Annotated in this window: 10 protein-coding genes; 2 read left to right on the forward strand and 8 right to left on the reverse strand. The window is 68.9% G+C overall.

The features are described 5' to 3' along the window. The first annotated feature begins 49 nt into the window (after window positions 1-49). Entirely contained in the window at window positions 50-883 is an 834-nt protein-coding gene (locus tag CV1CTNOD_RS14005; RefSeq protein ID WP_131786539.1) for a peptidylprolyl isomerase, read from the forward strand. 121 nt (window positions 884-1004) lie between these two features. On the opposite strand, the gene CV1CTNOD_RS14010 is transcribed toward CV1CTNOD_RS14005, so the two are convergent. Then, on the reverse strand, window positions 1005-2846 hold the full coding sequence (locus CV1CTNOD_RS14010) for a DEAD/DEAH box helicase (protein WP_131786540.1): 1842 nt from the start codon (window positions 2844-2846) through the stop codon (window positions 1005-1007). Window positions 2847-3206: 360 nt separating this feature from the next. Here CV1CTNOD_RS14010 and CV1CTNOD_RS14015 point away from each other — a divergent pair, with 360 nt between their 5' ends. Next, window positions 3207-4562, forward strand: a complete 1356-nt coding sequence (locus CV1CTNOD_RS14015; protein ID WP_242606678.1) for a helix-turn-helix domain-containing protein — start codon at window positions 3207-3209, stop codon at window positions 4560-4562. Between the two features lie 165 nt (window positions 4563-4727). Here CV1CTNOD_RS14015 and CV1CTNOD_RS14020 read toward each other — a convergent pair whose 3' ends face one another. The 7 genes from CV1CTNOD_RS14020 to CV1CTNOD_RS14050 all read right to left on the reverse strand — a co-directional run bounded on the left by CV1CTNOD_RS14020 (window position 4728) and on the right by CV1CTNOD_RS14050 (window position 15197). After that, window positions 4728-5756, reverse strand: a complete 1029-nt coding sequence (locus tag CV1CTNOD_RS14020) for an aldo/keto reductase (protein WP_131786542.1) — start codon at window positions 5754-5756, stop codon at window positions 4728-4730. Then, a complete protein-coding gene (locus CV1CTNOD_RS14025; RefSeq protein ID WP_207386432.1) occupies window positions 5753-9580 on the reverse strand; it encodes an ABC transporter ATP-binding protein in 3828 nt (1275 codons plus the stop codon). Before CV1CTNOD_RS14025 ends, CV1CTNOD_RS14020 begins: the two co-directional genes overlap by 4 nt. Further along, window positions 9577-10935, reverse strand: a complete 1359-nt coding sequence (locus tag CV1CTNOD_RS14030) for an LLM class flavin-dependent oxidoreductase (protein WP_131786543.1) — start codon at window positions 10933-10935, stop codon at window positions 9577-9579. The genes CV1CTNOD_RS14025 and CV1CTNOD_RS14030 overlap by 4 nt, the downstream gene beginning before the upstream one ends. Further along, entirely contained in the window at window positions 10932-11693 is a 762-nt protein-coding gene (locus CV1CTNOD_RS14035; protein ID WP_131786544.1) for an ABC transporter ATP-binding protein, read from the reverse strand. Before CV1CTNOD_RS14035 ends, CV1CTNOD_RS14030 begins: the two co-directional genes overlap by 4 nt. Continuing rightward, window positions 11669-12547, reverse strand: coding sequence for an ABC transporter permease (locus CV1CTNOD_RS14040; protein ID WP_131786545.1), 879 nt, complete (start codon window positions 12545-12547; stop codon window positions 11669-11671). The genes CV1CTNOD_RS14035 and CV1CTNOD_RS14040 overlap by 25 nt, the downstream gene beginning before the upstream one ends. Beyond that, window positions 12544-13617 (reverse strand): ABC transporter substrate-binding protein, encoded by a 1074-nt coding sequence (locus tag CV1CTNOD_RS14045; RefSeq protein WP_131786546.1) that lies wholly within the window; start codon window positions 13615-13617, stop codon window positions 12544-12546. The genes CV1CTNOD_RS14040 and CV1CTNOD_RS14045 overlap by 4 nt, the downstream gene beginning before the upstream one ends. 341 nt (window positions 13618-13958) lie before the next feature. Further along, window positions 13959-15197, reverse strand: coding sequence for an ROK family protein (locus CV1CTNOD_RS14050; protein WP_131786547.1), 1239 nt, complete (start codon window positions 15195-15197; stop codon window positions 13959-13961). Window positions 15198-15542 lie beyond the last annotated feature (345 nt).

The raw sequence follows: 15542 nt of genomic DNA on the forward strand, positions 1-15542 counted from the left end.
GGCGCGGAGCGGCTCTGCGCACCCGGACCGATGACAGGGAGGCCGACAGGTGGTGACGTCCAGGACGCGGCGACAACGCGATCTTGCCGCGGCCAGAGCCGCCCGGCAGGCCGAACGCCGAGCCGCCGCGCGGCGCCGACAGCGCAGGGTAATCGCGGTCGTCTGTGCCGGCGCCCTGATCCTGCTGGCCGGTGGTGCCACCGCCGCACTGCTGGTCAGCGGCGACGACGACACCACCCTGGCCGCGTCACCCTCGGCGTCGGGCTCTCCCCCGGCGACGACCCCGGCCGCCTCGACACAGGTCGGTCCCTGCACCTACACCGCGGACGGGCGGGAACCGTCCAGGCCGGTGAGCCTGCCCGCGGCAGCCGACACGGTGGACAGGTCCCCCACCACCATGGTCATAACCACGAACAAGGGAACGATCAAGGCCGCGCTGGACGCGGCGAAGGCGCCCTGCACCGTCCACGCCCTGCTCACCATGGCGAACGCCAAGTACTTCGACAACACCTCCTGTCATCGTGAAACCACGCAGAACATTTTCGTGCTCCAGTGCGGGGACCCGGAGGGCAGCGGCAGGGGTGGTCCGGGCTTCGCCTACGCCAACGAGAACACCGACGGCGCCAGGTACACCCGCGGGGTCGTCGCCATGGCCAACTCGGGCCCCGGCACGAACGGCAGCCAGTTCTTCATCAACTACCGGGACCCGAACGAGGACGGCGCGCAGGCGCTGGCCACCAACTACACGGTTGTCGGGACGGTGACCGAGGGCCTGAACGTCCTCGACGCCCTCACCTCCCCCGGCGTCGAAGGCGGCGCTCCCGACGGCGCTCCGGTGACCAAACCCCAGATCACCTCCCTCACCCTCACCCAGGGCGCCTGACAACGGACGCTCCTACCGTCGGCATCACAGCGAAGCCGTCTCGCAGCCAACCCGCCTTCCGATCAAGCTACCTCCCGGCCAAGCCCGAAGGATGTGACGCCTCTTTTCTTCCGTGGTTGGGCTATCCGTGGTTGGGTTTCTCCCACCGGCGGACGGTGTCGATACGCGCGCGTAGTTGTGCCGCGCTGGCCTGAGCGGTCGCCGGGCCGCCGCATGTCCGCCGCAGCTCACCGTGGATCATCCCGTGCGAGCGGCCGGTGCGGTGGTGGTGGGCTGCAACCAGCCGGTTCAGCTCCCGCCGGAGCTCGGCGATCACCTCGTGGGTCGGGCGGCTTTCCGCGGAGTCCGCGTCCAGGCCCTCCTCTGCGGCGGCCCGGGCCGCGGGGACCGCCTGCCCGGAGGCGCCCTGAGCCGTCCGGCCGGAGGAGACCCCGCGGGCCTCGCCACGCTCCTGCTTGCGCCGGGCGGCGAGCTGGGCGGCCTCCCGCTGTTTGAGCAGGACGGCGACCTGGTCCGGTTCGAGCAGGCCGGGCAGTCCCAGGAAGTCCTCCTCCTCGGCGGAACCGGCCGCCGCCTGCGTGCCGAACTCGCCGCCGTCGAAGATGATCCGGTCGAGATGCGCCGAGGAACCCAGCGCGGTGAACGACTGCTCCGGCAGGTCGGGGATGTCCCGTCGCCGGTTGGCCTCGCGTAGTGCGGCGTCGTCGAAGGCGTCCGGTTCGCGCAGGGGCTTGTCCAGCGCGTGGTCACGCTGGATCTCCATCTCGCCGGCGAGCGCCAGCAGCGTCGGGACGCTGGGCAGGAAGACCGAGGCGGTTTCCGCGCGGCCCCGGCCACGGACGAACCGGCCGACCGCCTGGGCGAAGAACAGCGGCGTCGCCACGGAGGTGGCATAAACCCCGACCGCCAGGCGTGGGATGTCCACGCCCTCGCTGACCATCCGGACGGCGACCATCCACCGTCCCCGCGACTCCCGGAACGCTGCGATCTTCGAGCTGGCGGAGGGGTCGTCGGAGAGCACCACCACCGGCTCGGTGCCGCCGACCCGGCGCAGGATCCCGGCGTAGGCACGGGCGTTGGCATGGTCGGTGGCGATCACCAGCCCGCCCGCGTCGGGCACCCCGCCGGCTCGGACCTGCGACAGCCGGGTGTCCGCGGCGGCGAGGACCGCGGGGATCCAGTCGCCGCGGGCGTCGAGCGCGGTGCGCCATGCGGCGGCGGTCTGCTCGTTGTTCAACGGCTCACCGAGCCGGGCCGACAGTTCGTGCCCGGCACTCGTCCGCCAGGTCATCTCCCCGGAGTAGGCCAGGAACAGCACGGGACGCACCACAGCGTCACGTAGCGCGTCGGAGTAGCCGTAGGAGGAGTCCGCGACACTGCGCGTCACACCGTCCGGGCCGGGAAGGTAGGTGACAAACGGGATGGGATTGACGTCCGAGCGAAAAGGTGTGCCGGTGAGCGCGAGACGCCGGGTCGCCGGGGTGAACGCCTCCCGGACGGCGTCACCCCACGACAGGGCGTCGCCGGCATGGTGGATCTCGTCGAGGATCACCAGGGTGCGACGGCGTTCACAGCGCAGCCGGTGCAATGCGGGATGCGCTGCCACCTGCGCGTAGGTGAGCACGACGCCGGTGTAGTCCGAGGACGTGGCCCCGGCGGTGTTGCGGAAGTCCGGGTCGAGGGCGATACCGGACAGCGCCGCCGCGTCAGCCCACTGCCGTTTCAGGTGCTCGGTCGGCGCCACCACCGTGACCGCGCGCACCACGCCCTCGCGCAGCAGATCGGACGCGACGCACAACGCAAAGGTCGTCTTGCCCGCACCAGGAGTGGCGACGGCCAGGAAGTCACGTGCGCCGACGCCCGCCCGGGCCCGGTAGACCGCGAGGGCGGCCTCCTGCCAGGCTCGTAACGGACGGCGATTCGCTGAGGACGCTGAAGCGTTACCGAGGGGGCCTGCACTCACAGGACAGACTCTACGGGCTCCCTCGCACAGGTCGTCGCAGGCGCTTACCCAGCGCGCTCAAGGCCATAGCATTCATGCCCACAGGGCATGACTGACAACACATGACATCACCGAATGTGCTGGAATCCATATACGTGTGTGCTGGCACGGGCCCGCGAGCTTCCCTGGTGTGTACCTGGCGGGAGGCCACGCGCGGTTCTCCCCGTCATCCGTACACATTCGACGAACGGCGACCGGCGGGCTGCGGCGACCGCCGGCGGCCACCGGCGGTGGGGCGGCGCGACAGCCGGCGGCCACGACGCCGGGATAAACTGTTTTGTCAGGCGGCGATTCGGGCTGGTGGACGAGGAAAGGCAGACGATGATTCCAGCGGACAGGGCCCTTACGGCTGCCGTTTCCCATCCACCCGTACGTATCCCCAACACGCGCCTGCGAAACTGTCGGGAGGAGCGGGGCTGGTCGCAGGAACAACTGGCCATGGAGCTCCGCGGCTTCGCCGTCAGCCGCGAAGGACGCGAGGCAGGCGTCACCGGCAACATGGTCTGCAAATGGGAGAAAGGCGACAAGAAGCCCAGCCTTCGTTACCAACGACTCCTGGGCGCTCTCTTTCAGCGGACCTCCGGGGAACTCGGGTTCATTGACGACGATGCCGCCGGTAACACCGCAGCCGGGTCCGGTACGGAATGCGATTACGGGTTATCACAATCGAGTGTGGAACGGCGTTCTTTTCTCCGGGTGGTCACGGTGGCCGGAGGTGCCACGGCCACTGCGCCTGACGCTCAACCATGGGAGCGGCTTTCCGCGGCGCTGCGCCGGCAGGTTGTTGCCACGCCGTCAGTCGTCGACGATCTGTCCGTTCACACCGCCGGCTTGTTCGGGTTGGAAGAAAGGGTGCCGGCCCACAGGCTGATGGAACGGGTGACCGCGCATCTGGGCACACTCAGCCGGCTCCTGGAAACCTCACCGCGATCAGCGATGCGCCGCGCCCTGGTCGTCACGGCCGGTGAGACCGCCGCCCTGGCCGGCTGGCTCGCCTTCGACATGCACGACAATTCCCATGCGCTTGCCTACTACCGCGTTGCGGCCGAAGCCGCCCGGGAAGCCGACGACGATGCCCTGCTGGCATGCGTGCTCGGATATGAAAGCTTTCAGCCGAGCATGAACGGACGGCCGGACAAAGCCTGCGCACTGCTGGCCGAGGCCCAGCGCCACGCCGCGCACAGCGACAGCATGATGACCCGCGCATGGCTGGCCGCTCGGGAGGCGGAGGAACAGGCTCACCGGGGGGACAGCAACGCGGCACTGCATGCGCTCGATCGCGCTGCCGAAGCTTTTGACCGAGCCGCGCCGGACGGTGACCGCGTGTGGACGCAGTTTTTCGACCGTTCCCGCCTCGACGGGATGAAGGTCACCACCTTCACCCGCCTGCACCGTCCGGACGCGGCGCGCGCGATCGCTTTCGAGGGGCTGCGTACAACCAGCCCGACCACCACCAAGAAGCGTTCCCTGCTGCTGGGCGCTGTTGCCGAGGTACACATTCAGCAACGGGAAATCGAACAGGCCTGCCAGCTTGTCGCCGACGCCCTGGCGATCGTGGCACAGACGGACTTCTCGCTCGGACTGACCCGCATCCTGCACATCCGTGATCACCTGTCGCCCTGGCGTGACACACAGGCGGTACGCGATCTCGACGAACAGTTGCGGGTCCTGACCTGACTCCCTGAATCCCTGGATCAGAGCGATCAACACATAAGAGCGTCCGGGACAGGCCCGTGGATCATCGGTAAGTGCTCCGGATCGGGCCGAGCAGTCCAACCATACGGCCCAGCAGGAATCCGCATCGGCACTGATGCGCTGATTCCAGCCTGCCGGTCTTGCGCGTCAACCTCGGCGGCGCAGTGATGCCTGCTTGATGGCCGGCGGGACGTAGCCGGCGTCCCGTGCGGCCAGCGTGACACCCGGCGGGACGATCTCGTCGATCCGGTCCAGCACGTCGCCGGACAATTTGATCTTTTCTGCACCCAGCTGACTCTCCAGGTGCTCGCGGGTACGCGGTCCGATGATCACTGAGGTCACCGCGGGATGTTCCAGCACGAACGCCAGTGCCAGGTGGATCAGCGAGAGCCCGGCCTCGCCGGCCAGCGTGGCGAGGGCCTCGGCCGCCGCCAGCTTGGCCGCGTTGGCCGGATCGGCGATGTCGTATCGCTCGGGCTGACGCTCCACACGGCTGGACGCCGGTTGTACCGCGCCCTTGCGGTAGGCGCCGGAGAGCCATCCACCAGCCAACGGGCCCCAGGGGATCACCGCGAGGCCGTAGCGTTGCGCCACCGGCAGCACCTCGCGCTCCGCGCCGCGTGCCAGGATCGAGTACGGCGGCTGCTCACTGACCACCCGCTCCCGGCCACGCCGCTGCGCGATCCACTGCCCTTCCACGATCTCCGACGGCGGGTAGGTGGACGTGCCGATGTAGCGGATCTTGCCCTGGTGGACCAGATCGCTCAACGCGCCGAGGGTGTCATCGAAGTCGGTGTCCGGTTCCGGCCGATGCACCTGGTAGATGTCGATCCAATCGGTCTGCAGCCGGCGCAGGCTGTCCTCGACGGCCCGGGCTATCCAGCGCCGGGAGTTGCCGAAGTGGTTGGGCTCGTCGCCTATCTGGCCGTGGAACTTGGTGGCCAGCACGACGTCCTCCCGCCTGCCCCCGGCCAGCGCCTTGCCCACGATCCTCTCGGACTCGCCCTGCGAGTACACGTCCGCGGTGTCGATGAGGTTGATACCCGAGTCAAGGGCCTGCTGGATGATCCGGATGCTGTCCTCATGATCGGTATTGGCACGCGCACCGAAGTTCATCGCGCCGAGCGCCAGCGGACTCACCTTCACACCGGTACGGCCGAAATCACGGTAGCTCATGTCGCCCTCTCCAGTTGGACGGATTTACTTCTCGGGACCGCACCGACGAACGCGTCCCACAACCTGCGGTAGTGCCCACCCGCCGCGAGCAGCTCCTCGTGCGCGCCGACCTCGGCGATCCGGCCACCGTCGAGCACCACCACCCGGTCCGCGCGCGCCGCAGTGGTCAACCGGTGCGCGACCACCAGCGTGGTGCGCTGCCGGGTGAGCGCGTCGGTGGCCAGCCGCACGCTCTCCTCGGTGGCCAGGTCCAGCGAGGCGGTCGCCTCGTCCAGCAGCAGGATGTCCGGATCGACCAGCTCCGCGCGGGCCAGCGCGAGCAGCTGGCGCTGGCCCGCCGAGAGGTTGCGGCCGTGTTCGCCGATCGGCTGCAGGTAACCCAGCGGTAGCCTGGCCACCACATCGTGCGCGCCGACCGCCCGCGCAGCGGCCTCCACCTCGGCGTCCGTGGCATCCGGCCTGCCGTAGGCCACCGCGTCCCGCACGGTGGCCCCGAACAGGTGCGACTCCTGCGGCACCAGGCCGAGCCGGCTGCGGTAACCGGCCAGATCGAGGTCCCGGATGTCCCTGCCGTCCACCCGGACCGCGCCCGAGGTCGGGTCGTAGAACCGGGCGAGGAGCTTCACCACGGTCGATTTCCCGGCGCCGGTCTGGCCTACCAGGGCGACGGTCTCACCCGCATCGATGCACAGGTCGATCCCGCGCAGCGCCTCCTGATCCCCGGCGTGGTAGGCGAAGGACACGCCATCGAACTCGATCCGACCGCGCACACCGCGCACCGGGAGCGGGTGGGAGGCAGCCGGAGTCATGGTGGGGGTGCGCATCAGGCTGCGCAGTCTGCTCATCCCGACCGCTGCCTGCTGGTAGCCGTCGAACGCCTGGGACATCTGCTGTACCGGTGAGAAGAACAGTTCGATGTAGAGCACGAACGCGATCAGTGTGCCGGTGGTCAGTGTGCCGGCCAGCACCTGGCGGGAGCCGATCATCAGCACCAGCCCGGTGGAGACCGCGGACAGGAACTCCACGAACGGGAAGTAGATCGCCATGTACCGCTGCGCGCGCAGCCTGGAGTCGCGGAACGCCTGCGCCCGCCGAGCGAACTCCACGCTGTTGTAGCGCTCCCGGCGAAATGCCTGGGTCACCCGGATCCCTGCCACGTTCTCCTGCAGGTAGGCGTTGACGATACTGATCCGCTCGCGGGCCTCGGTGTAGGCGGGCACCGACTTCGACCGGAACACCATTGTGGCCACGACCAGCACCGGCAGCACCGCCACCAGTACCAGGGCCAGGCCGGCGTCGATCGCGAGCAGGGCGACGAGTACGCCGAGTACGGTCAGCACGCTGACCACTGCGGTGGCGAGCCCGGTCTGCAGGAAGTTCGACAGAGCGTCCACGTCAGTGGTCATCCTGGTCATGATCCGACCGCCGAGTTCGCGCTCGTAGTAGTCCAGGCCGAGCCGCTGCAGTTGGGCGTAGGTCTTCACCCGCAGTGTGTAGAGCAGCCGCTCCCCGGTCCGGCCGGTCACCCGGACCTGCGCCACCGAGATCCCCCAGCCGATCAGTACCACGATCCCGGCGGCTGCGGCCGCCAGCAGCAGTGTTCCGCCCGCACCGCGGGCGACACCGCGGTCGACGCCGACTCGGACCAGCGACGGCACCGCGATCTGGGTGACCGCGTCCAGCGCCACCAGGAGCAGCCCGAGCAGGAGCGGCGGCAGGAACGGCCGCAGCAGCCTGCCGAGACTGAACGAGAGGTCCCCGGCACGGGTACGGTCGGTCGGTACGTCCGGGTCGTCGTCGAACTCCGGCAACTCGGCGATCCGCTCGATCATTTCGATGCTCGGCGGCGCCGAGGACAGCAGGCCGCCGCCGGCCCCGCCACGTGACGGGCCGCCCGCGCCGGCCGCGGCCGTGGCGAACGCAGCCGCGGTGCGTACGTCCAGACTGCCCACCGGCCCTGCCTGGTGCCGGCGGGGCCACAGCGACGGCGTGATCCCGTTCGGGCGAGCAGGCTCCGCGGCCACCTTCTGGTCCAGGCTCGGCGTGTTCGGAACGGACAGGAGGGAGCGGAACAGCGGGCATCGGGCGTCGAGCTCGGCGCGGGTACCGATGTCCACCACACGTCCGCCGTCGAGCACCGCGATCCGATCGGCGAGCGCGAGGGTGGAGGTCCGGTGCGCGATGACCAGCGTGGTGCACTGCCTGGTCACCGTACGCAGGGTGGTCTGGATCGCCGCCTCCACCCGGGCGTCCACGGCGGACGTCGCGTCGTCGAGGATCAGCAGCCTCGGGTCCATCAGCAGCGCACGGGCCAGCGCGATTCGTTGCCGTTGTCCTCCGGACAGGGTCAGCCCCTGCTCGCCGACCACGGTGTCGAACCCGTGCGGCAGGGCGTCGACGAACGCCTCCGCGTGTGCGGCCCGGGCGGCCTGGCGCACCTGGGAGTCGGTGGCTTCCGGCCGGCCGTAGGCGATGTTGGCGCGTACGGTGTCCGACAGCAGGAAGCTGTCCTCGAAGACGATGGCGAGCCGGGAGCGCAGCGAGGCGGTCGTGAGGTCGCGGACATCCGTGCCACCGAGCCGCACGGAGCCCTGTGAGACGTCGTAGAACCGTGCCAGCAGCAACGCGACCGTCGACTTGCCCGACCCGGCCGCGCCGACCAGCGCCACGGTCTCCCCCGGCGCGATCCGCAGGGTCAGCCCGCGCAGCAGGGGATCCGCGCCGGCGTAGCCGAACACCGTCCGGTCCAGTTCGACCGACAGCGGCTCGTCCGGCAGCTCGACGGCGTTCGGTGCGTCGACGGTGCCCGGACGCTCGTCGATGATCTCCATCACCCGTTCGACGCTCGCCCTGGCCTCCTGGCTGACGGTGAGCAGGGTGGCCAGTTGGCGCACCGGGCTGACGAACGCGGCGAGGTAGGTGGTGAACGCCACGAAGGTGCCGAGCGAGATGTGCCGGTGCAGGGCGAGCCAGCCGCCGAGAGCCAGCACGAGCACTTGGCCGAGCGCGGGAACCGCCTGCAGCGCGGGGTTGTACCGGCTGGTGAGCCTGGCCACGCGCAGCCGGGAGGCGAACAGCGTCCTCGCCCTGGTCTCCAGCTCGGATAGTTCGCGTTCCTCCTGCCCGAAACCCTTGACCACACGTACACCGGTGACCGCGGCCTCCACTCCGGCGGCGATCTCTGCGGCCTGCTGCTGGGCATGCCAGTTGGCCGGGAACAGGTCGCGCCGGCTGCGGTAGGCGATGAACCACAGCGTGGGGCCGACAGCAAGCGCGATCACCGTCAACGGCGGCGACAGCACCGCCATGACCATGAGAGAGACCACGAACATCAGCAGGTTGCCGGTGACGTTCGGCAGCATCTGCAGCAGCATCTGGATCAGCGTGATGTCCGAGATCGAGCGGCTGACCACCTGCCCGGTCCGCAGGTCGTCCTGCTTGGCGCCGTCCAGCCGTAGCAACGTGTCGAACACGTCGTTGCGCAGGTCGTACTGCACGCCGAGGGACACCCTGCCGGACCGGTAGCGGCGCAGGTACCCGGCGCCGAACCGAATCGCCGCGAGGCCGACGAGTACCGCCACCCACCCCACGAGCGTGCCCCGCACACCGGCGGCCACGTCGTCCACCACGTGGCGCACGATCAGTGGCAGTACCGCGGTGGCGACGGCGGCGACCACGGCGGCGCCGTAGGACAACAGCAGGTTGCGCCGGTGCCGCAGGCAGTAGCCCAGCAGCCGGCGCAGCCAACCTGCTCCCGCTCCCGATCCCGGTTTCGGTGCGCTGGCCGCCGTTGCTGTCTCAGATGCCGGCGACAGAGTCGTCACAGAGCGGCTGCCAGTCCGCGGTCGCCTGTAGCGAACTGGTTCGCCGGGCGGGCCAGCCCGTAGTGCTGGCGCAGCGTGGTCGTCTCGTACTCGGTCCGGAACAGGCCCCGCTCCTGCAGGATCGGCACGACCTTGTCCACGAAGGACTCCAGCCCGGACGGGAGAACCGCGGGCATGATGTTGAATCCGTCTGCCGCGCCGTTGTCGAACCAGTACTGGATGGCGTCGGCCACCTGCACGGGTGTGCCGGCGAACGTGCGGTGCCCGCGACCGCCGCCGAGCCGCCCGATCAGTTGGCGGACGGTCAGCCGCTCCCGGCGGGCCAGGGCGACGATCAGCGTGAAGCGGCTCTTGGCACCCTCGATCTCGTCCTCGGTAGGCAGGTTCTCCGGCAGCTCGCTGTCCAGGTCCAGCTCGTCCGGAGAGAGCTTGAACCGCTCCGCCAGTTGCCGCTTGGCATACTCGGGGATGATCAACCGGTTCAACTCAGCGTCCAGTTCGTGCGCCTCCCGCTCGGTGTCGGCGATTACCGGCACGATGCCGGGCAGGATCTTCACCGTGTCCGGGTCACGCCCGCCGCGCGCCACCCGGTCCTTCAGGTCGGCGTAGAAGGCCTTGCCTTCTTCCAGGGTCTGCTGGGCGGTGAACACCGCCTCGGCCCAGCGGGCGGCGAAGTTCCTACCGTCCTCGGAGGACCCGGCCTGCACCAGCAGCGGATAGGCCTGGGGCGAGCGCGGCACGTTCAACGGACCTCGCACCTTGAAGTACTTGCCCACATGGTCGATCACCTGCACCCGGTCGGCGTCCGCGTGCACTCCGCGTTCCTTGTCGGCGACGATGGCGTTGTCGGCCCAGCTGTCCCACAACTTCGTCGACACCTCAAGGAACTCCGCCGCACGCTCGTAGCGGTCACGGTGAGCCGGCAGGTCGTCGAGGCCGAAGTTCAGCGCGGCCTCGACGCCAGCCGTGGTGACGATGTTCCACCCGGCTCGGCCGCCGCTGATGTGGTCCAGCGAGGCGAACCGGCGGGCCAGGTTGTACGGCTCGTTGTAGGACGTCGAGGCGGTCGCGATCAGTCCGATGTGATCGGTCACCGCGGCCAGCGCGGTGAGCAGCAGCGTCGGCTCCAGCCGCCCGCTCGGTCGTCGTCCCGGGCTGCCCATCTGGACCGGGCTGTCGGCGAGGAACAGCGAGTCCAGCTTGCCGCGCTCGGCGATCCTCGCGAGATTGCGGTAATGCTCGACATCGATGTGCGCCAACGGGTTGCTCTGCGGCAGCCGCCAGGCCGCCTCGTGGTGGCCGACACTCATCAGGAAGGCGTTCAGGTGCAGCCTGCGGCTGGTCCCGCTGGTCATGATCGTCTCCTCTGTTCCGGCGGTATCTGCACGGCCACGCCGAGCGCGCTGAGCAGCAGGTCGCGAAACTCCTGAAAGCGTGGGTCACGGTGCGTCCGCGGAGCCGGCAGATCGACCTGGCGGTCCAGCACGATCCGGCCGTTCTCCAGCACCAGCACCCGGTCGGCCAGCTCGATCGCCTCGTCCACGTCATGGGTCACCAACAGCACCGCAGGCCGGTGTCGCTGGAACAGGTCGCGCAGCAGGCCGTGCATCTTGATCCTGGTCAGCGCGTCGAGCGCGCCGAACGGCTCGTCAGCGAGCAGAAGCTCGGGTTCCCGCACCAGCGACCTGGCCAGCGCCACCCGCTGCTGCTCGCCGCCGGATAGTTCGTTGGGCCAGGCCCGCTCGCGGCCGGCGAGCCCCACCTCGGCCAGCGCCTCCTTGCCGAGCTTGCGCGCATCGCCGCGGCCGAGGCCGAGCAGCACGTTGTCCAACACCCGAAGCCACGGCAGCAGCCGGGAATCCTGGAAGGCGACGGACACCCGGGCGGGCACGCTCAGTTCACCCGAACCCATCACGTCGTAGTCAAGCTCGGCCAAGGCGCGCAGCAACGTGCTCTTGCCGGAACCGCTCTGCCCCAGCAGGGCCACGAATTCGCCGCGCGCGATCTCCAGGTCCAGATCGTCCAGCACGACATGCTCGCCGAACCGGCGGACCAGGGAGGAGACTCGAACCGTGCCGGCGGTGGCGGTCAGCCGGCCAGTGTCCGTCGCCACGACAGCACCCGCCTCTCGATGATCCGGATCGCCGCGTCGGAGACGAACCCGAACAACCCGTAGACCACCAGGCCGACCATGATCACATCTGACTGGCCGTAGTCCTGCGCTTTGAACATCATCTTGCCGAGGCCGTTCACCGCGTTGACGCTCTCGACCACGACCAGCGTGAGCCAGGATGCGGTCACCGCCAGCCGCAGGCCGAGGAAGAAGCCGGGCTGCGCACCGGGGATGACCACCTTGCGGATGAAGTTCCACCGGGACAGCCCGAGGACCTCGGCGAGCTCGACGTAGCGGCTGTCGATCGCGGTCAGGGCGGCATGCGTCTGGATGTACATGGCGATCGCGACCACGATCGCGATCACTGCGACCTTGAAGGTCTCACCGATACCGAGCCACAGGATCATCAGAGGAATCAGGGCGAGCGAGGGAATCGCCCGCTTCACCTGGACCGGGCCGTCGACGAGCGCCTCACCGATCCGGCTGAGCCCCGATATCAGCGCCAGCCCGGTACCGACGGCGACACCGAAGGCGAAGCCCAGCACGGCACGGTGCAGCGAGGCTGCGATGTTGTCCTGCAACTGGCCATTGGCGATCAGATCGATCCCGGTCTGCAACACCGTCCACGGTTCGGACAGCTTGCGGGGATCCACCAGACCGGTCGCCGACACCAGCGACCATATGCCGATCAGTAGCAGCACACCGAGTAGCCGGCCGAACGGGATCGGCTTGCCCAGGCCGAGCCGCCTGCGGCCATGGGCGAGCCGCACGCTCCGCCCGACCTCGGTCACCGTGGTGACGACGGCAGCATCGATCGTCACGGTCTTTGGTACCTCATGCGTGGTGCTGGTCATGACTGAGCGATTCGGTAGTCGGCGGGCACGGCCGCGGCGGCGACACCCTCGAACCTGCGGTCGAACACGTCCGCGGCGTTGAACGGCTTGCCGAAGTAGCCCCACTTGGACACCACGTCGATGGTCTCCTGTTCCCACTTGATCGCCGCGTCCCAGCTGGTCGGGAAGCTCGGCTTGGGGCTGGATTCCACGATGCGTCTACCGTCCGCGGCGCTGACCTGCTGGTCCTTGACGTAGTAGGCGTCGATCCACTTGTCCTTGTTCTCCCATGCCCACACCTGGGCCCTGGCCCAGTACGGGATGAACGCCTTGACGGCCGCGGCCTTCGCCGGGTCGGCGAGCACCCGCGCGGGTGCCCACAAGATGGTCAGCGCGTCCACCGCCGGCGTCACGACCGCCCGCGCACCGTCCTTCCCGTACTGGTTGAGGTACTTGGTCAGCGTCGGCTCGCCGAGTGGCGCGACGTCCACCTGTCTGGACTGCAACGCGGTGAGGAACTGTGGGCTGTTCAGTTCGATGAGCTGGACGTCCTTCTTCTCCAGCCCGAGCTCCTGCAGCGTGCGCAGCACCACGACGCCCTGTGCCTGACCCGCGGCGAAGGCGATCTTTTTGCCGCGTAGGTCGGACAGCTCGGTGATGGCCGAACCAGGTGCGGTGGCCAGCTTGTAGGTCGGCGTGGTCTTCAGCTGCACCGCGACGATCTTGGCGTCCAGCCCGGTGGCATGCGCCTGGATGGGGGGGATGCCGGCGTTGGTGGCGACGTCCACCGCGTTCGCGCGAAATGCCTGGATGACGTCGGGGCCCGCAGCGACCGTCGGCCACTCCGACACGGTGAACGGAAGCTCGGAGATCTTCCCCGTCGTCTTGAGTTGGATCTCGGCGGTATGCACCGCGATGGACAGTGACGTGCCAGCGGGAACGGTGTCAGGAATGGCCGCGTCGGCGGTCAGTCGCGGGCCGGCACCGGCATCGGAGCCGCACGCGGCCAGCACGATCATGCCGGCACCGGTGAGCGCGGCCAGTACGGCGCGGCGGCGGACCGTCGGTGGAGAAAGGGTTCCAGCGGGCATCAGAATTCCTTGGCTGTGGGCTGACTCGAACGGCAGGACGACAATTACACGGAAAAATGACACAGCTGCGCGCACGCCGTGAAACAAACGGTCACCGGCAGCAGGTGTCAGGAGATTTCTGGGCGGCCGCTCGGCCCCCGCTGATCATCAGCGGCAACAACAAGGACAGCAGGCGCGATTCCGCGGGGAACACACGGTGACGGCACGGCGCTCACGGGGCTCCGACGCCCCGCCGGGCACCGAAAACCTTTCCGGGCTGTTCATGGAACAATCCTCGCCAACCGGCATCCATCTAGTCAACATTGCGCGATCGTGAATTAACTGGATTTACGCTGCCTGCGTCACGAGGCTCGGCAAAGCCGATCGGATATCGGTCCCAACGGATCACGATGGAGCATGTCGAGCATCACCGCGCCGGCCGATGTGGCGAGCGCGTGGCCGGGGAAACTGGTCGCCACCACCGTCTGCTCCGGGTCCTTGCACACCCAGGAGCGGGCACTCACCTCGTTCCGGAGTTCGACCAGGCATCCGGGCAGATGGCTGACCCCCTGCTCCACGACGACCAGCACCTCGGGGTTGAACACGTCGATGAGCTGTGCCGCCGCCCGACCAAGGCACCGCGCCCGATCGAGGAACAGGCGCATCGCGGCACGATCACCGTCCTGGGCGAGCCGCAACAACGCGGGCAAGGACGGTTCGGCGATGATGGCCGCGTCGGCGGCGCGCCGCGCCAACGTCCGTTCCGACACGGTTGCCTGCAGGCAACCGGAACGACCACACGAGCATAGTTCCGTGCTGCCCTCGACCGGCAGATGGGCGATCGCGCCAGCCGCTGACCGGGGGCCGTGGTGCACGGTGTCACCGGTCGCGAAAGCCGCGTCCACCACGTTACCGACGAACAGATGCATGATGCTCGCCCTGGCCCGGTGCTGGCCGAACAGCCGCTCCGCGTGCACCAGCGCCCGGGAGTGCGCGTCCACTTGCACCAGAAGCCCAGTCTGGTCGGCCAGTATGTCCCGCAACGGCACGTCGTGCCAACCGAGCAGCGGGTGCTCCACGAGCATCCCGGTGGTCTGGTCGACCCATCCGCCGCTGGCCGCACCGAGACCGAGCGGAACCCGGTCGCCGGCATGCTCGGCCAGTAACGCCCACAATACCGATGCCGCCCTTTCCAGCACCCGCAACGGGCTGGCACCCGCGTGGGGTTCCCGATGCTGCACGATGACCCGGCCACGCAGGTCGAGCAGCGCGACCGTGGCGTGTGGTACGGCGATGTGCACACCACAGACGATGTGATGATCCGTGTCGAGATCCACCGGCACATGGGGTCGGCCGACCCCGTTCGGCGCCGTCATCTCCAGCATTTCCTTGAGCAGACCGAGCCTGATGAGCTCAGCGGTGTGGCCGGTGACCGAGGCGGGGGACAGCCCTGTGAGTCTGGCTATCGTGCTGCGCGCGATCGGACCGTGGTCGAGCACCGCGCGCAACACCACGCCCGCGTTGGAGCTCCTTCGCACGCCACTGGCGGGCGAGCTTTGCGCGCGCAGGCGCCTTAGTGGCGTACCACCGTTGCGGTACATGGGGTTTTCCTCCGGAGCGGGCGAGCCGGGCATCTGCTGCCGGGCATGGCCGACGCGTCAGCGTCGACATAACCTCACGCCGAAGGCGAACACAGCGCGGCTGCCTGCCGCCGGAGGTCAACGTGGCGGCGTGACCGGAAGCCCGCTGCCTGGGAAGTCATAGAGGGCATGTTCGCAGAAACCAGTCCCATTTTCCAGAGTCCCTGCGCACCGCTCACGATGTGAGAACGTAGCCGCCCCCGCGCGACCACATGTTCTGGGACGGACAGGCATGGTCGCGGCGGGACCGTGCCCGGTGGGCGGAGGATCGCGATGGTCCGCTCAGGGGCAGGTGCTGCGCGTGCG

It is taken from the genome of Protofrankia symbiont of Coriaria ruscifolia (assembly GCF_900634745.1).
Classification (GTDB): Bacteria; Actinomycetota; Actinomycetes; order Frankiales; family Frankiaceae; genus Protofrankia; species Protofrankia californiensis.

Coding starts and splice junctions, on each gene's coding strand:
- CV1CTNOD_RS14015 (WP_242606678.1), top strand. CDS start 3,207: ATGATTCCAGCGGACAGGGCCCTTACGGCTGCCGTTTCCCATCCACCC.
- CV1CTNOD_RS14020 (WP_131786542.1), bottom strand. CDS start 5,756: ATGAGCTACCGTGATTTCGGCCGTACCGGTGTGAAGGTGAGTCCGCTG.
- CV1CTNOD_RS14030 (WP_131786543.1), bottom strand. CDS start 10,935: ATGACCAGCGGGACCAGCCGCAGGCTGCACCTGAACGCCTTCCTGATG.
- CV1CTNOD_RS14040 (WP_131786545.1), bottom strand. CDS start 12,547: ATGACCAGCACCACGCATGAGGTACCAAAGACCGTGACGATCGATGCT.
- CV1CTNOD_RS14045 (WP_131786546.1), bottom strand. CDS start 13,617: ATGCCCGCTGGAACCCTTTCTCCACCGACGGTCCGCCGCCGCGCCGTA.
- CV1CTNOD_RS14050 (WP_131786547.1), bottom strand. CDS start 15,197: ATGTACCGCAACGGTGGTACGCCACTAAGGCGCCTGCGCGCGCAAAGC.